The sequence below is a fragment of the Wenjunlia tyrosinilytica genome, assembly GCF_014646055.1.
Taxonomy (GTDB): Bacteria; Actinomycetota; Actinomycetes; order Streptomycetales; family Streptomycetaceae; genus Wenjunlia; species Wenjunlia tyrosinilytica.
Genome location: NZ_BMMS01000006.1, coordinates 157,407 through 175,281, shown reverse-complemented (window position 1 = coordinate 175,281; position 17,875 = coordinate 157,407). Strand labels below are relative to the sequence as shown.

17 protein-coding genes and 1 pseudogene are annotated in these 17,875 nt (G+C 71.1%); 7 read left to right on the top strand and 11 right to left on the bottom strand.

What is annotated here, in order from left to right; genetic code table 11:
- Nucleotides 1–83 precede the first annotated feature (83 nt).
- The gene (locus IEY86_RS08960; protein ID WP_189131006.1) at nucleotides 84–1,715 is read right to left on the bottom strand and encodes a hypothetical protein; all 1,632 of its coding nucleotides are present in this window, start codon (nucleotides 1,713–1,715) and stop codon (nucleotides 84–86) included.
- Nucleotides 1,716–2,164: 449 nt separating this feature from the next.
- Complete coding sequence (gene purD / locus IEY86_RS08955) at nucleotides 2,165–3,415, bottom strand: phosphoribosylamine--glycine ligase (RefSeq protein WP_189131005.1); 1,251 nt, start codon at nucleotides 3,413–3,415, stop codon at nucleotides 2,165–2,167.
- Nucleotides 3,416–3,665: 250 nt separating this feature from the next.
- Between purD and IEY86_RS08950 the strand changes: the two genes are divergently transcribed.
- Entirely contained in the window at nucleotides 3,666–4,559 is an 894-nt protein-coding gene (locus IEY86_RS08950; protein WP_229698253.1) for an SLATT domain-containing protein, read from the top strand.
- A 67-nt stretch (nucleotides 4,560–4,626) separates the two neighbouring features.
- Here IEY86_RS08950 and IEY86_RS08945 read toward each other — a convergent pair whose 3' ends face one another.
- The 3 genes from IEY86_RS08945 to IEY86_RS08935 form a co-directional block, all read right to left on the bottom strand.
- Nucleotides 4,627–5,274: a putative DNA-mimic protein gene (locus tag IEY86_RS08945; RefSeq protein WP_189131004.1), complete on the bottom strand. Its 648-nt coding sequence runs from the start codon at nucleotides 5,272–5,274 to the stop codon at nucleotides 4,627–4,629.
- Nucleotides 5,275–5,337: 63 nt separating this feature from the next.
- Nucleotides 5,338–6,054: a GntR family transcriptional regulator gene (locus tag IEY86_RS08940; RefSeq protein WP_189131003.1), complete on the bottom strand. Its 717-nt coding sequence runs from the start codon at nucleotides 6,052–6,054 to the stop codon at nucleotides 5,338–5,340.
- A complete protein-coding gene (locus IEY86_RS08935; protein ID WP_189131002.1) occupies nucleotides 6,054–7,421 on the bottom strand; it encodes an aspartate aminotransferase family protein in 1,368 nt (455 codons plus the stop codon). The genes IEY86_RS08940 and IEY86_RS08935 overlap by 1 nt, the downstream gene beginning before the upstream one ends.
- Before the next feature lie 183 nt (nucleotides 7,422–7,604).
- Between IEY86_RS08935 and IEY86_RS08930 the strand changes: the two genes are divergently transcribed.
- Nucleotides 7,605–8,267, top strand: a complete 663-nt coding sequence (locus tag IEY86_RS08930) for a type 1 glutamine amidotransferase family protein (protein WP_189131001.1) — start codon at nucleotides 7,605–7,607, stop codon at nucleotides 8,265–8,267.
- 47 nt (nucleotides 8,268–8,314) lie between these two features.
- Complete coding sequence (locus IEY86_RS08925; protein ID WP_229698274.1) at nucleotides 8,315–8,773, top strand: MarR family winged helix-turn-helix transcriptional regulator; 459 nt, start codon at nucleotides 8,315–8,317, stop codon at nucleotides 8,771–8,773.
- A 41-nt stretch (nucleotides 8,774–8,814) separates the two neighbouring features.
- Here IEY86_RS08925 and IEY86_RS08920 read toward each other — a convergent pair whose 3' ends face one another.
- Nucleotides 8,815–10,098 carry an adenylosuccinate synthase gene (locus IEY86_RS08920; protein ID WP_189131000.1) on the bottom strand — a complete coding sequence of 428 codons (1,284 nt, stop codon included), beginning with the start codon at nucleotides 10,096–10,098 and terminating at the stop codon, nucleotides 8,815–8,817.
- A gap of 134 nt (nucleotides 10,099–10,232) precedes the next feature.
- Between IEY86_RS08920 and IEY86_RS08915 the strand changes: the two genes are divergently transcribed.
- Nucleotides 10,233–11,144 (top strand): diacylglycerol kinase family protein, encoded by a 912-nt coding sequence (locus tag IEY86_RS08915; RefSeq protein ID WP_229698252.1) that lies wholly within the window; start codon nucleotides 10,233–10,235, stop codon nucleotides 11,142–11,144.
- 7 nt (nucleotides 11,145–11,151) lie between these two features.
- Here the strand turns inward: IEY86_RS08915 and IEY86_RS08910 are convergent, their stop codons facing one another.
- From IEY86_RS08910 to IEY86_RS37805, 4 genes and pseudogenes are all read right to left on the bottom strand, one after another.
- Nucleotides 11,152–11,433, bottom strand: coding sequence for a DUF397 domain-containing protein (locus IEY86_RS08910; RefSeq protein WP_189130999.1), 282 nt, complete (start codon nucleotides 11,431–11,433; stop codon nucleotides 11,152–11,154).
- Nucleotides 11,417–12,241: a helix-turn-helix domain-containing protein gene (locus IEY86_RS08905; protein ID WP_189130998.1), complete on the bottom strand. Its 825-nt coding sequence runs from the start codon at nucleotides 12,239–12,241 to the stop codon at nucleotides 11,417–11,419. Before IEY86_RS08905 ends, IEY86_RS08910 begins: the two co-directional genes overlap by 17 nt.
- A 146-nt stretch (nucleotides 12,242–12,387) precedes the next feature.
- Entirely contained in the window at nucleotides 12,388–13,362 is a 975-nt protein-coding gene (locus IEY86_RS08900) for a transcriptional regulator (RefSeq protein WP_308425118.1), read from the bottom strand.
- Between the two features lie 102 nt (nucleotides 13,363–13,464).
- A pseudogene (locus tag IEY86_RS37805) lies at nucleotides 13,465–13,680 on the bottom strand (helix-turn-helix domain-containing protein); the annotation flags it as partial.
- Between the two features lie 349 nt (nucleotides 13,681–14,029).
- Between IEY86_RS37805 and IEY86_RS37800 the strand changes: the two are divergent.
- Both IEY86_RS37800 and IEY86_RS08890 read left to right on the top strand, forming a co-directional pair.
- Nucleotides 14,030–14,311 (top strand): glycine-rich domain-containing protein, encoded by a 282-nt coding sequence (locus tag IEY86_RS37800; RefSeq protein ID WP_308425116.1) that lies wholly within the window; start codon nucleotides 14,030–14,032, stop codon nucleotides 14,309–14,311.
- Between the two features lie 154 nt (nucleotides 14,312–14,465).
- Nucleotides 14,466–15,122 (top strand): class I SAM-dependent methyltransferase, encoded by a 657-nt coding sequence (locus IEY86_RS08890; RefSeq protein ID WP_189130996.1) that lies wholly within the window; start codon nucleotides 14,466–14,468, stop codon nucleotides 15,120–15,122.
- Here IEY86_RS08890 and IEY86_RS08885 read toward each other — a convergent pair.
- On the bottom strand, nucleotides 15,103–16,317 hold the full coding sequence (locus IEY86_RS08885; protein ID WP_189130995.1) for a cytochrome P450: 1,215 nt from the start codon (nucleotides 16,315–16,317) through the stop codon (nucleotides 15,103–15,105). The two genes, IEY86_RS08890 and IEY86_RS08885, sit on opposite strands and share 20 nt — an antisense overlap.
- Before the next feature lie 96 nt (nucleotides 16,318–16,413).
- Here IEY86_RS08885 and IEY86_RS08880 point away from each other — a divergent pair, with 96 nt between their 5' ends.
- Nucleotides 16,414–17,535: a serine hydrolase domain-containing protein gene (locus IEY86_RS08880; protein ID WP_189130994.1), complete on the top strand. Its 1,122-nt coding sequence runs from the start codon at nucleotides 16,414–16,416 to the stop codon at nucleotides 17,533–17,535.
- Nucleotides 17,536–17,875 lie beyond the last annotated feature (340 nt).

Genomic DNA, 17,875 nt, shown 5'->3' with positions numbered 1-17,875 from the left:
GTGCCCGGCCGTGCGCCCAGCCGGTGCGCCCAGCGGTGCGCCCAGCGGTGTGCCCGGCCGTGCGCCCAGCGGTGTGCCCTGCCCTACACGAGCCGGACCGGCTTCTCCAGGCGCACCCCGGCACGGCCCAGCCAGGAGCGCAGCGGTGCCGCGTCGCCGTATTCGACCAGGCGGCCCACCGGCCAGGCCAGGTCGGAGCGGCGCTCGCCACCGACGAGCAGGGTCGGGCCGTCGAGCCAGTCCAGCCCCGGCCGGGCGCCCGCGGTGTCCACGGCGGCGCAGCACACCATCGCGATCACATGCTCGGTCAGCAACTCCCGCGCCGTGCGGGGCGACTGGAGCTGGTAGACGGGTACGAGCACCGGGGCGTCGGCGCCGTCCGGCCCCGTCGGCCGGCCGGCCGCCTCCTCCCTGGCCACGGCGCCCATCAGGCTCGCCGCCAGGTCCTCCGCGCCGCCGCCGCCCGCGAGCCGGTCCAGCACCCGGGCGACCGTGGCCCGGGAGTCGTCGACCGTCACGGGCGCCAGCTCGTCCAGGACCCGGTGGAGCCGGGCGGCCTCGGAGCGCCAGATCCGGTCCACCACCTGCTCGGGGTAGTCGTCCCAGCCGACCGGCGACCAGTCCGGGCCCGGCTCGACCGGGCCGCCGTGGAAGAGCCTGGCCGCCAGGAGCGAGGCGGCCTCGTCCACCAGGCCCGGCTCCTCCAGCAGATCGCAGGCCGGGCGCTCGCCGAGGCGGCTCTCGAACCCCTCGGCCAGCCGGTCGCGGCGGGACAGCTCGGTCAGCGCCGCGACCACGCCCGCGTCGAGCCGCGACGGCCAGCGGCCGATGCGCCAGGCGGGCAGCGCCACCCGCGTCAGCAGCCGGTCCCAGCCCGCGTAGGCGAGACCCACCTGCTCCTGCGCCACGATCCGCAGGCCGTAGTCGACCTGCTGGGCGCGCTCGGAGGCCCAGGCGGCCACCGCCCGCTCCATCTCGGCGGCATGGCCCCGGCAGGCCCGCAGCAGGGCCCGGGAGGTCCAGCTGAGGACGGCGAGGGCGGGCCTGCGCATCAGGGCCGCCCACCGACGGCCCCGTGGGACGTGGGGCGGGGGTGTGGCGATGGCCACGGCGGCGTCGAGCCCGCGCACGAACCTGCGGGCGGCGGCCACCTCCACATCGGCGGCGGGCCCCGTGCCGGCGACGACGGGTGCGAGGAGGGCACGCAGCTCGGCCACCCGCATCCACCACAGGAACGGGGAGCCGATCACCAGGACGGGAGCCACGGCCTCGGTCCGGCGGCGGGGCCGGGGCAGGCGTGGACCCGCGCCCGTCCTGGCCGGGCGGCGCTCCTCGAGCCAGCTGTCGCAGTCCGGGGTCAGGGCTATCGCCGAGGGGGCGGGCACCTGTAGCCGCTCGGCGAGGTCACGCACCATCCGGTACAGCTCGGGGGCGGACGACTCGTCGACCGGGACGGTCGGGCTCTGCGCGGGGCTGGCCCGCACGAGCACGGCGGCCACCGCGGCGGCGACGAGCAGGACGGCGAGCGCGCAGCCGACGGCGATCCAGCGGACCGTCGTCCAGGCACCCGTGCCCGACCCGCCTATCCGCCCGGTGGCACCGCCGAAGAGCAGCACCACCGCGACCGCGGTGGGCACCAGGGCCACACCGAGCGCGGTGCCGCGGATGCGCAGCACCGCCAAGGCGCGAGAACGCGCCATTTCTGCACCGGCCATGACCCTGATCACCCCCAACGGACGATGGAGCGGGCCCAGGCGGGCACGGTCGGCGGCACGTGGCAACCCGGTGGCGAGGAGGGGCCGTGCCCCGCGCACCGGGTGGTGCGCCGTTGCCTCGCCGTGCGTTCCCACGCGACACCTGCCGCGCCGTCCACTCCACTGTGACACCGCGCACTGACAGTGCGTACCGGCAGCGACCGGCCGTTCTCGCGGGATCGCCACGAATCCGGCATGGCGTTGCGGAAGTGCGCTTGCCGCGCACCATAGTTGGGCAATCGTGGCGGCGTCAGCCCGTTACCCAGGGCTTCACTCGATGGGATTGCCGGGCGCGGCAGTCGGTGCAGGTGCCCCCACCCGTGTCTTCCAGGCCGGATCCAGCCGGGGGGCAAGCCCTGGGACGGGGGCGGCGCGCTCGGAGGTGAGGTGGGGGCGCGAGGCGCCGCGGGTCACTCCCCCGCAGCCGCCTTCGCGATGTCCGTGCGGTGGTGGGAACCGTCCAGGCTGATGCGCTCGACGGCCCGGTAGGCGCGCTCACGGGCCTTGGCCAGATCGGCACCCGTGGCGGTGACCGACAGGACCCGGCCGCCCGCGCTCACGGTGCGGCCCTGCTCGTCCAGTCCGGTGCCCGCGTGCAGGACGTAGGCGTGCTCGTCCTTCTCGGCGACGGCCTCGAGTCCCTGGATGGGGTCGCCGGTGCGCGGGGAGGCCGGGTAGTTCTGCGAGGCGATCACCACGGTGACGGCCGCGGCGTCGCGCCAGCGCAGCGGCGGCTCCTCGTCGAGGCGCCCGGTGGCCGCCTTCAGCAGCACTCCGGCGAGCGGGGTCCTGAGCCGGGCGAGGACCACCTGGGTCTCGGGGTCGCCGAAGCGCGCGTTGAACTCGATCACCCGCACACCGCGCGAGGTGATCGCCAGGCCCGCGTACAGGAGTCCGGAGAACGGGGTGCCGCGGCGGCGCAGCTCGTCCACGGTGGGCTGCAGGACGGTCTCCAGCACCTCGTCGACCAGCTTGGGGTCGGCCCAGGGCAGTGGCGAGTAGGCGCCCATGCCGCCGGTGTTGGGGCCCTCGTCGTTGTCCCCGACCCGCTTGAAGTCCTGGGCGGGCTGGAGCGGCAGCACGGTGGTGCCGTCGGTGACGGCGAACAGGGACACCTCGGGGCCGTCGAGGAACTCCTCGATCACGACGCGCCCGCAGGCGGCGGCATGCTGCCGGGCGGTGTCGAGGTCGCCGGTGACGACGACGCCCTTGCCCGCGGCGAGGCCGTCGTCCTTGACCACGTACGGCGGGCCGAAGGCGTCGAGCGCCTCCTCCACCTCGTCGGCGGTGGTGCACACGTAGGAGCGGGCCGTGGGCACCGCGGCCGCGGCCATCACATCCTTGGCGAAGGCCTTGGAGCCCTCGAGGCGGGCGGCCTCGCGGGACGGGCCGAAGCACGCGATGCCGCGCTCGCGCACGGCGTCCGCGACGCCCGCCACGAGCGGGGCCTCGGGGCCGACGATCACCAGCCCGGCGCGGAGTTCGGCGGCGAGATCGGCGACCGCGCGGCCGTCGAGCGCGTCCACCGGGTGCAGCTCGGCGACGTCCGCGATCCCCGCGTTACCGGGGGCGCAGTGCAGCGCGGTGACGTCGGGGTCGAGGGAGAGGGAGCGGCACAGGGCGTGTTCGCGGGCGCCGCCGCCGATAACGAGGACCTTCACGCCGCCCTAGCGTAGTGCCTGGCCGGACCGGCTCCGCGGGTCGCTCTTTCGGGTGAGAGCGCGCGGGGTGCCGTACCGGCGTTTGCGCCACTTCCCGGCGAACTCTTCCCGGCGAAGCCCACGCGCCACCGCGACCGGGGTCAGCCGTTTGGAGGTAGGAAGGTCCCTTTGCGGCTTCGACGTCCGCCGTCACACCCCGGACCCGATGAGCCCCAAGCACCCAAGTCCCCCACCTCGCAAGGAGTGCACGGTGAGCCAGCCGGACATGCAGCCCGAACAGGCTCCTCGGCACGAGGGCGTCCCCCGCGGGGCCGTCCCCCGCGGGGGCGGCTCCCCCGAGGGCGTCTTCCACGAGGGCGTCTTCCACGAGGGCGTCTTCCACAGGGGCGTCTCCCAGGAAGGCGTCCCCCGCGAAGGGGTCTCCCGCGAAGGTGTCCCGGAGTGCACCGGCAGGCGCGGCCGCGCCGGCGATCTACGGGCCCGTCCCTTCCCGCTCGGCGACTGGGGCGAGCCCGCGGAACGCCTGGACGAGCTCTATCTGTGGGCGGAACGGCGGGCGCTGAGCACCGTCGACTGGTACCTGCGCGACCGTGAGTGGAAGCGGCGCGGGGCTCGGGCGACACGGCCGGCCGCCGTGGTGCTGACGGCGGTGGGCGCGGTGCTGGCGCTGCTGGACCACGGCTCGGGGCTCGGCGGGCCCGCGCAGTGGGGCTGTGCGGCGCTGCTGGCGGCGGCCGCCTGCCTGGGGCTCGACCGCTGTTTCGGGCTGACGTCCGGGTGGATGCGGGATGTCGGCACGGCGCAGGCGGTGCGGCGCAGGCTGGAGGCGTTCCAGTTCGACTGGGCGTCGGAGAGCGTGCGGGAGGTGCTGGGGCCGACCGAGGGCACGGCGAGCGAGGCGGCCGAGCGCTGCCTGACCGTGCTGCGGCGGTTCTGCGAGGACGTCTCGGAGCTGGAGCGGGCGGAGACCACGGAGTGGATGCTGGAGTTCCGCTCCTCGATGGCGCACACGCGGACGCAGGGGCCCGTGGCGTGGGAGGCGGCACGGGTGGTGGAGCCGGGTCCGCCGCCGACGAGGATCCAGCTGCCGCCGGGCAGCCGTCCGAGCATGCCCCGGCAGCGGCCGCCGGAGATGCCCCGTTAGCGAAGCGACACGAAGCCGGAAGGCCGGGCAGCGGCGGGGCGCGGGCCCGCGAGCCTGCAACGGCCCCTCAGCCGAAGATGATCATCGACCCTTGGCCGAGACTGCGCGTCGCGGCGGCGTGCAGCCCCAGCCACACATGGCGTTCCCGGGCGAACGGGCTGTCGTCGTAGGGGATCGGCGCCGCCGGCTCGTCCAGGGTGGTGGGCGCGGGCGGCAGCGGGGCGGGCGGCGGGTTCTGCGGATCGATCCCGAGGGCCGGGGCGATTGCCTCCAGTTCCCGCAGAAGGCCGTGGCTCGAGCCCAGCGGCCCGCCCGAGGCCAGCAGTTCGTCGTCCACGAGCGGGGTGGGGAAGTCCACCGGCACATAGGCCCCGGCGTGGTCGTAGTGCCAGACGAGGTGCGACTGCTCGGCCGTGGACTCGAACATCTCCAGCATCTGCGCGTAGTCGTCGCCCAGTCCGTCCCCCGGTGTGACATCGAGCCCGGTGAGCTGGAGGAGGTAGGCACGGCGCAGGAAGTGCAGGGCGTCGTAGTCGAATCCGGCGACGGGCGCGACATCGCCGGAGAGCCCCGGCATGTAGCTGTACACCGGCAGGGGCGGCAGCCCCGACTGGGTCAGCACCCGGTCGTAGACGGCGAGATCGTGGTGGAAGGGGTTCTCGGGGCTGTGGCAGAGCACGTCGACGAGCGGGACGAGCCAGAGGTCACATGCCACGTGCGCTCCTGATCGGCCGGGGACAGGCAGGTCGGCCAAGGGTACTGGTCGCGGGCCCCGCCGTCAGGAGTGCGCCGCCTCGTACGGCTGTTCCCCGGCGAGGCGCCGCATGACCTCCACGGAGCGGGAGTTGTAGCCGTCCACTATCCGCTGCGACTCCTCGATGTCGTTCGCCGCGATGGCCTCCACCAGCTCGAGATGGCCGCCCCAGCACAGCTCCGCCAGGTCTTCACGGCCACGCAGGTAGGGCACGCAGAACATCCAGGACTGCACCCGCAGCCGGTCGAGGAAGTCGCAGATGTGCTCATTGCCGCTGAGGGCGTCGAGTTCGCGCCAGTAGCGCAGGTCGCAGCCGATCAGGACATCCAGCTCACCGGTGCGGGTGGCCCGTTCGGTGGCCTCGGCCCGGCGGCGGATCGAGGCGGTCACGGCCTCGGGCACGGAATAGTACTCATGTCCGGCGATCTTCCCTCGGGCCTTGCGGAAGACGCCCTCGTTGACGAGGGTGCGGGCCTCGACCATGCCCTCGAAGTCCGTGAGCGTGAACCGCCGCACCTGGAAGCCGCGGTGGTGCTCGACCTCCAGCAGCCCCTGCGCCGACAGGTCGACGAGCGCCTCACGCACGGGAGTCGCCGAGACCTCGTACAGCTCGGCGATCTCCTTCACCGTGAACCGGCCGCCCGCGGGCAGGCGGCCGGTCAGCATCTCGTCACGCAGCGCGTCCGCGATCTGCTGCCGCAGGCTGCTGCGCTGGACGGGGACGGCGGGGCCGCTGGGCATCAGGCGCAGTGGGCGTCGGCCACGGAGAGGGCCTCGTCGAGTATCGCCAGTCCTTCCTTGGCCTCCGCCTCGGTGACCGTGCACGGCGGTACGACGTGCAGCCGGTTCATGTTGACGAAGGGCCACAGGCCCCGCTGCTTGCACGCGGCGGCGAGGTCGGCCATGGACCTGTTGTCGGCGCCGGAGGCGTTGTAGGGCACCAGCGGCTCACGGGTCTCGCGGTCCTTGACCAGGTCGAGCGCCCAGAAAGCGCCGAGGCCGCGGACCTCGCCGACGCAGGGGTGGCGCTCGGCGAGCTCGCGCAGGCCGGGGCCGAGGACGGTCTCCCCGATCTCGGCCGCGTTCTCGACGATCCCCTCGTCGCGCATGGCGTTGATGGTCGCGACGGCGGAGGCGCAGGCCAGCGGGTGTCCGGAGTAGGTGAGGCCGCCGGGATAGGGGCGGGTGGCGAAGGTCTCCGCGATCCGCTCCGAGATGATCACGCCGCCGAGCGGGACGTAGCCGGAGTTGACGCCCTTGGCGAACGTCATCAGGTCCGGCACCACGCCCCAGTTGTCGGCTGCGAACCAGCGGCCGGTGCGGCCGAAGCCGGCCATGACCTCGTCGAGGATGAAGACGATGCCGTACTTGTCGCAGATCGCGCGCACGCCCTCGAGGTATCCCGGCGGGGGCACGAGGACGCCGGCGGTGCCGACCACGGTCTCCAGGATGATCGCCGCGACCGACTGCGGGCCCTCGTAGGCGATGGTCTGCTCGAGGTGCGCCAGCGCGCGCTCGCACTCCTCGGCCTCGGTCGTGGCGTGGAAGTTGGAGCGGTACAGGTGCGGGCCCCAGAAGTGGACGACGCCCGCGGAGCCGTTGTCGCTGGGCCAGCGGCGGGGGTCGCCGGTGAGGTTGATCGCGGCGGAGGTGGCGCCGTGGTACGAGCGGTAGGCGGCGAACACCTTGTGGCGGCCGGTGTGCAGCCGGGCCATGCGCACGGCGTTCTCGACGGCCTCGGCGCCGCCGTTGGTGAAGAAGACCTTGTTCAGGTCGCCGGGGGCCAGCTCGGCTATGAGCCGGGCGGCCACGGAGCGCACGTCCACCGCGAAGCCGGGCGCGATGGTGCAGAGCTTGGCGGCCTGCTCCTGGATCGCGGCGACGACCTTGGGGTGCTGGTGCCCGATGTTGGTGTTGACCAGCTGCGAGGAGAAGTCGAGGTAGCGCTTGTCGTCGTAGTCCCAGAAGTACGAGCCCCCGGCCCCGGCGATCGCCAGCGGGTCGATGAGGGACTGCGCGGACCACGAGTGGAAGACGTGCGCGCGGTCGGCGGCCTTCACGGCCAGGCCCATGGCTGCCTGGCCCTTGGGGTCAGTGGTGCTGGTCATGCCTTACCTCTTGGTGATCTCGGCCCACCTCCCCCGGGGACGGTGGGAGAGGCCATCAGCCTAGGGACCGGCCTTCGGGGGTCGGAACCGGCACAGTGTCTCGCGATGCACCGGCCAACGGACATCTTGTCAGCCTCTCCGGCACTATTGACAGCATGCTGTCGACTTGACAGGATGCTGTCCATGGGCACTCCAGAGACGATCGAACAGCAGCAGGAGACCGTCTACGTGGCGGTCTACGACACGCTCGCCGACTGGGAGGTGGGACACGCGATCGCCCACATCAACAACCCCGTCTGGCAGCGCGAGCCCGGCCGCTACCGCGTGGTCACGGTCGGCGCGGGCCCGGAGCCGGTGACCACGGTGGGCGGGGTGCGCATCGTGCCGGACGCGGTGCTCGAGCAGGTACGGCCCGAGGAGGCCGCGATGCTGATCCTTCCGGGCGCGTACACCTGGGAGAGCGGCGACAGGAACGGGGCCTTCGCCCGCTTGGCCCGCGAGTTCGTCGAGGCGGGCGTGCCCGTGGCGGCGATCTGCGGGGCCACGGCGGGCATGGCCCGCGCGGGCCTGCTCGACGACCACGACCACACCAGCGCGGTGGCCGAGTACCTCGCGCCCACCGGCTACCAGGGCAGCGAGCGCTACCGGGACGAGCCGGCCGTCACCGACGGGAACGTGATCACGGCGGGACCGACGAATCCCGTGGAGTTCGCCCGCGAGGTGCTGGCGAAGCTGGAGGTCTACGAGCCGCACGTCCTCGACGCCTGGTACCGGCTCTACGGGGAGTCGGACCCGAGCGCCTTCCCGGTCCTCATGGCCGCCGACCGCTCGGGGCAGGGAGCGTGACCGACCCCGGACAGGTCCCCGGGACGCCGCCCCTCGCGGCCGAGAGCGTGCCGGCCGAGGGCGGGCCCACCGAGAGCGAGTTGCTGAGCGGGACCGCCCTGACCGCGTTCCGGCTCAATGGGCAGTTCCTCGACGTCGCCGAGAAGATGGCCAGGCCCGCCGGGCTCACCGCGGCCTGGTGGCAGGTCCTGGGCGCCGTCCTCCACGAGCCGCTGCCGGTGGCGGGCATCGCCAGGGCCATGGGCATCACCCGGCAGAGCGTCCAGCGCATCGCCGACCTGCTGGTGGACAAGGCACTGGCCGAGTACGTCCCCAACCCCGCCCACCGCCGGGCCAAGCTGCTGCGCCCCACCGAGGAGGGCCTGGCCGCCGTGCAGCGGATCGGCCCGGCCCACGCGGAGCTGGCGAAACGGCTGGCGGACGAGCTGGGCAGGGAGGAGTTCCAGCGCGCGATGGAGGCCCTCACCCGGCTCTCCGACGCGCTGGACGCGCTCAGCGAGAGCTGAGCGCGTCCAGCGCACGTGCCAGAGGTCTTGCCCCAGGGGCCTCAGAGGAACGAGTTGATCTCGATCGTCTCGGTACGCCCCGGTCCGACACCGATCGCCGAGATCGGCGCTCCGGACATCTCCTCCAGCGCCTTCACATACGCCTGGGCGTTCTTCGGCAGCGAGGCGAATGTCTTCGCCTTGGAGATGTCCTCGGACCAGCCCGGCAGCATCTCGTAGACCGGCTTCGCGTGGTGGAAGTCGGTCTGGCTGCAGGGCAGCTCCTCGACCCGCTGCCCGTCGATCTCGTAGGCCACGCAGACCGGGATCTGCTCCCAGCCGGTGAGCACGTCGAGCTTGGTGAGGAAGAAGTCCGTCAGGCCGTTGACCCGGGTCGCGTACCGGGCGATCACCGCGTCGAACCAGCCGCAGCGGCGGTCACGGCCGGTCGTCACACCCCGCTCGCCGCCGATGCGGCGCAGCGCCTCGCCGTCCTCGTCGAACAGCTCGGTCGGGAACGGACCCGAGCCGACGCGCGTGGTGTACGCCTTGAGGATGCCGATGACCCGGCTGATCTTCGTGGGACCGATACCGGAGCCGGTACAGGCGCCGCCCGCCGTGGGGTTGGACGACGTGACGAACGGATACGTACCGTGGTCGACGTCGAGCAGGGTGCCCTGACCGCCCTCGAGCAGGACGACCTTGCCCTCCTCGAGCGCCTTGTTCAGCACCAGCGTGGTGTCGGCGACGTAGTCCTTGATCCGCGCCGCGTAGCCCAGGTACTCCTCGACGACCTCGTCCACACTGATCGCGCGGCGGTTGTAGAGCTTGACGAGCACCTGGTTCTTGTCGTGGAGTGCTGCCTCGACCTTCTGCCGCAGGATCGACTCGTCGAAGAGGTCCTGCACCCGGATGCCGACGCGGTTGATCTTGTCGGCGTAGGTCGGTCCGATGCCGCGGCCGGTGGTCCCGATGCGGCGCTTGCCGAGGAACCTCTCGGTGACCTTGTCGAGAGTCTGGTGGTACGGCGTGATCAGGTGGGCGTTCCCCGAGATCAGGAGCTTGGACGTGTCGACGCCGCGTTCGTTGAGTCCCTGGAGCTCGGAGAGCAGGACCGCGGGGTCGACGACGACGCCATTGCCGATGACAGGGGTGCATCCGGGGCTGAGGATGCCGGACGGGAGAAGGTGGAGGGCGTACTTCTGGTCACCGACGACTACGGTGTGTCCAGCATTGTTACCGCCCTGGTAACGGACGACGTAGTCGACGGAGCCACCGAGGAGGTCGGTGGCCTTTCCCTTGCCTTCGTCACCCCACTGAGCACCGAGCAGCACGAGCGCGGGCACAGGCGTACACCCCTTCCGGGCGGGGCATGTCCAACGGCAGAGAGCCGTCGAACCCGGGCCCCGGATAGACGAAGCCCCTGGCGCAATAGCGCAAGGGGCTCTTGCACCGAGAGATTACCTGAGGAAGGACCGACGTGTCGGCTCAGCCACCGTCCGGTGATCCACTGCTGCTGGTCATCGACCCTGCCGCCCGCGCCGCGGACGGTGAATCGGTCCGTGTCGCGAAGGACGTCCTGTCGGCCTGCGCGCCGGTGAAGATCGCCCTTCCCGAGAGCACGCAGGAGCTGGACCGGGCCCTGGCCCACCGCGGCCGGCGCAGGCCGGTGGTGATCGGCGACGACCGGGCGCTGCACCGCGTGGTGCAGGCACTGCACGAGCGGCGGGAGCTCTCCACGGCCGCCGTCTCGCTCGTCCCCGTGGGCCCCCTCGACTCCGTCCCGATGGCCAGGGCCCTGGGCCTGCCGATGCAAGCCGCTCCGGCCGCCCGTGCGGCGATGTCGGGCGCGGAGCGCAGCCTTGACCTGCTGGTGGACGACCGGGGCGGAGTGGTGCTGGGCGCGGTGGAGATCGGCTCATGCCACCTGGGGGGCGGGGGCAGGACCAACGGCACCCGAGTGAACGGTTCTCCGGGAGCGTCCACGGACGGTTCCTCGGCGGGGGGCGGGTGGTGGGAGTACGTCGGACGCGGGGCGATCTCCCTGGCGCGCAGCCTGAGAGTTCCCCTGACGACGAGTCAGCTCCCAAGGCTGAGAGTGGAGGCGGACGGTGTCGTACTGGCCGACCTCGACCGCCCCGTCCAGCGCGTAGCGGTGTCCAACGCCTGCGACAGCTCACCGGGCGGCACCGACGGCCACCCGGACGACGGCCTCGTGGAGGTCGTCGTCCGCCGCGCCTCCGGCTACGGCCCGGTGCGGGTGTGCGCGAGGGCGGTGACGGTCTCGGGCCGCGACTTCAGCTACGCGGCCGACGCGGAACTCACCGGTCCGGTGAGGAAGCGGACATGGACGGTTCAGCCGGGCGCCTGGCGTCTGACGGTGCCCGGCTGAGTGTCCGTCAGGCGCGGAGAGCGCCGGAGGCGGCAGCGGTGACAAAGGCGGCGAACGCCTCCGGCGAGAAGGCGAGCGCGGGCCCATCGGGGTCCTTGGAGTCGCGGACGGCGACCACGCCTTGAACGGCGGCGACCTCTACGCAGTCGCCGCCGTCGGGACCGCTGTGGCTGGACTTGCGCCACTGGGCCCCGGAGAGGGCGGCGACCTCGATGCACTCGCCGCCGTTGGGGCCGCTGTAGCTCGACTTACGCCACTGAGCTGCGGTCAGATTATGAACTGTCCCCATAGCGCTCCTCCATCACACGGGCGATCAACTGCGTCGAGTCCTCGACCGACAGCGCGGCGGCCTGTAGGCGAGCGTAACGGAGTGAACGGTCCTTGACGTCCTGCGGATTGGCCGTCATATGGCCGCGCTCGTAGTCCTCGGTGTAGGCGATGTCCGGGTGATCGTCGAAGCGTAGGACAGTGAACGAACCCAACAATCCAGCGTGGGCGCCGGCCGTGAACGGAAGTACCTGGACGTTGACCCACTTGCTGTCCCGGAAGCCCAACAGGTGCTTCAACTGCCGCCGCATAACCTCCGACGCGCCGATTTCCTGATGGAGCACCGCCTCGCTGAGAACCACCCACAGCAGGGGCGGATTCTCCCGCTCCAGGATGCGCTGGCGCTCCATTCGAGCCGCCACCCGCTCATCAAGCCGGTCCTCGTCGTCGGCGCCCAGCACGGCGCGGGCATAAGCCTCACCTTGGAGCAGGCCATGCACCAACTGCGCCTGGAACGTGTAGATGTGGGACGCCGTCGCCTCCATGTCGGCGTACGGCTGAAACCAGGTGGGGAGTTGGCTGCGGAGCACCAGTCTCAACAGCCTGACGAATGCGCCGTCAGTGACAAGCGCCGCGTCGACCCGTTCGCTGAACTGCTTGGTCGGGCACTTGCGCGCGGTCTCGATCTGGCCGATCAGCGAGCCCGTGCAGTAGATGATCGAGCCGAGTTCCTTCTGATTGAGCCCCGCCGCTTCCCTTAACCGGCGGAGCTCAAAGCCGTAGTAGTTGAGTGGGGAGGCCCCGGGGTCGAGTTCTCGGGTGTTGGCCACGCACTACCCCCTTGCCACGCGGCATCACCAACACCGCGCAGCGTTGCGCTTACACGTAGCCACTCAGCGTAGTCGCCCGATTTCGCTCTTGCGGAAAGAAGCGAAAATTCCCCCGATTCCGTCCGAGCTCTCCCGAAGCGGTGCGATCAGGGGTGCACCCCGGTCGCGGCGACGAGTTCTCGCACACCCACCACATGCCGGTGCCTTGACGCCAGGTCGGCAACGATCTGGCGGATGGCCGGGCGATCCCGCACTTCGCCGGGCGAGACGCGCAACGCACAGAGCAGTTCGTGCGCGGTCTGCTCGGGCTTGCCCCACTGCCACCACGCGCGGCCGAGATCGGTATGCATGCGCCCGCGGCGCTCCGCAGTCGGGAACTGCGCCGCTCGCAGCCCACGACCCGCCTGCAGAGCTGCGCCGGCATCGCCGAGGGCCCAATGGACGCCGACTTCGTAGAGAGTGACACCTGCGGGGGTGATGGAGAACGGCCTGCTCCGTGGCACCCGGCCCGGAAGGCGGCGTGCGGCGTGTGAGGCCTCCGACATCATGGCCAGGGCCTGGTCGCGGTCTCCAGCCCGCGCCGCAGTGTACGAGCCAGTACACAGCATCTGTGCGTAGGCTTCAGCTTGGGCAGGTGTGGTCAGGCCCGAGGCCTCGACCTTGGCAGCAGCGTCAAGGAGAAGACGCTGGGCAGCGGCAGAGTGGCCCTGGTGACGCAGAACGATGGTCAGTTGCCGAGCAGCAGCAGCGGCTACCAGCGGGGAGCCGGAGAGGTCCGCGTAGACGATGGCGCGGTCGGCAGTCAGCCTCGCGCGGTCATACCGTCCGATCTTAGTGAGCACTTCGGAGGTCAGGGCGTAGCAGTCCGACAGGCGGGCATGTGCCGTCTCGGTGCGGGATTGGGCAGCGGCGTGAGCGTCGGCGAGCAGTCCAGGAAAGGTCTTGAGCAGGTCGGCGTGCTTTCCGGTGTCGAAGAGCGCGCGAGCCCGCAGTAAGCGAGTGTCGAGTGGGATGGTCGAGCCCGTCGATGCAGGCATGTGAGCCAAGGCCTCGTCCACACCGGTGAGGAGTTGGACGGGTGCCGCCAGCCCGGCGGCTGCCATTAGTGTGCGGCGGCGCATTGGGTCCTCCTCGGCGTAATGCGGACCATCCGCCGCAACTCTAGTGGCCGACCCAGGACTCAACCCGAGTGCCGCTCCCAGGATATTTGCCGGTAAGCCCACCTCCTGAGCGGCCCGACGGAGCAGATGGAGGTCGGCTCTGTGCCCGCGTTGCTCCATCCGGGAGATCGTGGAGGCCGAACATCCCAGCCGTCTTCCCAGGTCGGTCTGCCGCCACCCTCGGCCCATACGACCAAGCCGGATGAGTGCTCCGGCATCACCATGCGCGACAAGCGTTCGAGCCTTGGTGGAGTCCCACAGCGGGTCGATGGTGCGCATCGCGCCTCCCACTGGCCAGGGGAGTTCAGACCTACTCACGGTAGGCAGAGAGTGAAGTCACGTCGATCGTGCGTGCAGCTTCTGCAAGTCGCTTGCACGTCACAACAACCGATCTCCACGGGTGTCCTCCGAGTGGTCTCCTCGAAGCGCGGCCCACCGCAGGGCGGCAGTCAAAGCACGAAGGAGGACCTCGTGGCAACATCTCTGAAGACCCGCACCCGTGATCCGCGGGACCATGTGTCTCCGACCGTATGGGAGCGTGAGATCGCGCTCCTGGTAAGGGACAACCCCTTCGACACGGTGATGGCGACCACTGTTCGATCAGGCGGTCGCGTACCTGTTCACTGCGATGGAGAAGTGGGGACAGAACCTGGAGATGTGCTGTGGCCGCCTGGTGGACATGGCGGTGCACGCGTTCATCTTGGACACCCGGAACTACCGCCTGTTATGCGAAAGGCACTTCGGCGGGAAGTTCCTCGAGCACATTCCCGAGATCGAGTTCAAATATGACGGCTCCGTGGAGCGTACGGCTCGCATCATCGCCGACAACGGCTTCGCGGTCGACTGGCCCCTGTGGGAGCGGGACTACGCCAAGTGCGGCCCGTGCAGGCCGGGCGAAAACTGCCACTGACAGGCGGTACGTTGGGCCCGAGAGCACCTTGCCCTCGGGCCTGGCGCCTCTCGGGCGGATGAAATCGTCGCGTTCACCGATCTCGGGGTGAACGGCGCGGCTACGGTGGCCAGTCCGATGGACCACGCTGCGCCGTACTCTCCCGAGGAGCCGTATGTCCCGTTCGTCACGGACCCTGCCCGGTTACTGGGACTCCTACAAGCCGGACAAGGACAGTGACAGCCCGGCTCCGGCCGTCGATTCCTTCGAGTGGACGCAGTACCCGGGGCACGGGGAGGGCGAGGGCATCCTCCAGCAGCCGCGCTCCGCCCTGGATCTGGGGTGCGGGGAGGGCAAGGAGGCGGTTTACCTCGCGCGCAAGGGCGTTGAGGTAATCGCGCTCGACTTCTCCCCAGTGCAGGTCGCCCGGGCTCGCCGCTGGTGGGGTGACACGCCCGGACTGTCGTTCGTGGAGGCGGACGCGTGCCAGTACCTCGCCACCACGCGGTCAACCTACGACGCGATCTACTCGATCTGGGGCGCCGCCTGGTTCACCGACCCCGAGCGGCTGTTCCCGCTCGTCGCCCAACGACTCAACCCGGGCGGTGTGTTCGCCTTCTCCCAGGCCGAGCCGCTGGAGGGCTTCCACGGCTTCGAGGGCCTGTACGGCAATGGTTTCACGGGCAGGAAGCTCACCGTGCGGCGCTGGTCCTACTCCCCCGAGGCATGGGCGGACCTGCTGAAGCGGCATGGCTTCCACGACATCGAAGCCCGCGTCCTCGAAGCCCCGGATCCCGACGACGTCGGCACCCTCATGGTGTGCGCCCGGTGACCTCCACCACCAGTTCGCGCAGGCCGCGGATGACGAAGCCCGGGTTCCATTCCGGGTCCTGGACCAGTCGCAGGCCGGGGGCCCGGTCCAGCAGTGCCCCGAAGGACGCGGCGAGCTCGACGCGGGCCAGGGGGGCGCCCAGGCAGTAGTGGATGCCCGCGCCGAAACTGACGTGGGGGTTGTCCTCGCGGGTGATGTCGAAGCGGTCGGGGTCGGGGAAGCGATTCTTGTCGCGGTTGGCGGAGCCGAAGAGAAGGGCCACCTCCGAGCCGCGCGGGATCTTCGTTCCGCCGATCTCGATGTCGTCCAGGACCCAGCGCTCGAACAGCTGCAACGGGGTGTCGTAGCGCAGCACTTCCTCGATCGCGGTCGGCAGCAGCGACCGGTCCTCGCGCAGACGCGCCAACTGCTCGGGGTGGCGCAGCAGTGTCCACCAGCCGTTGCCCGTGGTGTTGACGGTGGCCTCGTGGCCCGCGTTGAGCAGCAGCACGCAGGTCGAGATCATCTCCTGCTCGGTGAGGCGGTCCTCCTCGTCGTGGGCGGCGATCAGCGCGCTGATCAGATCGTCTCCGGGGGCCTTGCGCCGCTCGGCGATGAGGACGCGCAGATAGTCCGAGAACTCCACGGACGCGCGGACGGCCTTTGCCGCCGCCTCCTCGGAGGGGTTGAGCTCGTACATTCCGCAGATGTCAGCCGACCATGGGCGCAGCAGTTGCCGGTCGGACTCGGGGATACCGAGCATCTCGGCGATGACGGTGACCGGCAGGGGCTCCGCGACGCGGGAGATCAGGTCCCCGCCGCCGTCGGCCACGAACCCGTCCACGAGTTCGGCGGCGAGGCGCCGCACCGTCGGGGCGAGCTGTTCCACCGTCCTCGGCGTGAACGCCTTGGAGACCAGTCGCCGGATCCGGGTGTGGTCGGGTGCCTCGAGGTCGAGCATCCCCTGCCCGTTGAGCGTGTGGAACGGCTCGTGCTCGGGCGGGGGCGGGGTGCGGCCGAACTCCTCGTGGGTGAAGCGGTGCAGATACGTCCGCCCGAGCCGCCGGTCGCGCAGGAGCGCCGAGACGTCCTCGTGGTGCGGCACAAGCCACTGCCGGCTCGGCTCGAACGGGATCGCCCTGCCGCTCTCGCGCAGCCGGGCGTAGGCACCATAGGGGTCGGCGACGAACGCGGGCGACCACGGGTCGAACTCCATACGGGGGAGGCTACTGACACCACGGATGTCGCGACCATCCCTAGAATCCCCGGGCCGCTGTTCTCCGGGGCCCTCTCGCCCCGCTACCGTCCGGCCATGGACGGGACGCGGATCGAGGGCATGTGCAGCGACCGGTTCTCGGGGTTAAGGGAACTGTTCGCCAAGAACCTGGAGAGCGGCGCGGACATCGGCGCCTCGGTGGCGGTCTACCTCGACGGCGAGCCGGTCGTCGACCTGTGGGGCGGTCACCTGGACGTCCAGCGCACCCGACCATGGGAGCGGGACACCATCACCAACGTCTGGTCCACCACCAAGACGATGACCGCGCTCGCGGCGCTGGTGCTCGCCGACCGTGGTGACCTGGACCTGGACGCACCGGTGTACCGCTACTGGCCGGAGTTCGCCGCCGCGGGCAAGGAGTCCGTCAAGGTCCGCCATCTGCTGTCGCACACCGCCGGGCTCCCGAACTGGGAAAAACGCATATCCGTTGCCGACCTGTACGACTGGGACAAGGTCACTTCCCTGCTCGCTCGCCAGGCCCCCGCCTGGGAGCCCGGCACCCGGTCCGGGTATCACGCCCTCACCTTCGGCTACCTGGTCGGCGAGGTCGTACGGCGTGTCACGGGGCGAACCCTCGGCACGTTCTTCGCCGAGGAGCTGGCCCGGCCGCTCGGCGCCGACTTCCACATCGGCCTCCCACCGGAGGACGACCACCGGGTCGCCCCGGTCATCAGCCCCGGCGGCCGATTCGGCGGCTGGCTCGCGCGGCGGCTGGGCAAAACGGTGATGGGGGCGGAGCAGTCCTGGACCCCCGAGTGGCGGCGTGCCGAGATCCCCGCCGCCAACGGGCACGGCAACGCCCGTTCCGTGGCCGCCGTCCAGTCGGTGCTGGCCTGCGCAGGAGAGGCGCGCGGCGTGCGGCTGCTCTCCGAGGCGGGCTGCAACCGGGTCTTCGAGGAGCAGTCCAACGGCAAGGACCTCGTGCTCGGGATGCCGATCCGGTTCGGCATCGGCTACGCCCTCAATCCCCTGGATCTGCCCTACCCGGTCAACCCGCGGGTCTGCTTCTGGGGCGGCTGGGGCGGTTCGTTCGTGAATGTCGACGTGGACGCCCGGATGACGGTGGCCTACGTGATGAACCGAATGTCCGGCGGCACGATGGGAGACGAGCGCGCTCTCGGTCTGATCGTGGCCGCCTACACGGCCCTGGGGGACTGACCGGGCGCCACGCGGGACGCCGCGCCCGGTTGTCGAGCACACGCCCACGGGTACGGGTGCGTACCCGTATCCTGACGCGGTAATTGCCGCCCTTCCCGGCGTCACCATCCTCGCGCTGGGCCTGCCCGCCGCTTCAGCGGTGGCACGGGACACCGCATGGCCGATCGCCCACACCCGGCATGCGGCCGATGCGACGCCGGAGCGCCCTGACGTGGCGGTCGTCGCGACCGCCCACCCGAGCCGCTGGAAGGGCAGCCGGTCCGTGTTCTGACCTGGGCCCCTGACCTCGCACCGGGGCCGGGTCGGCGCCTTGGGCGTGGCCCACCCGGCCGCCGCGGAT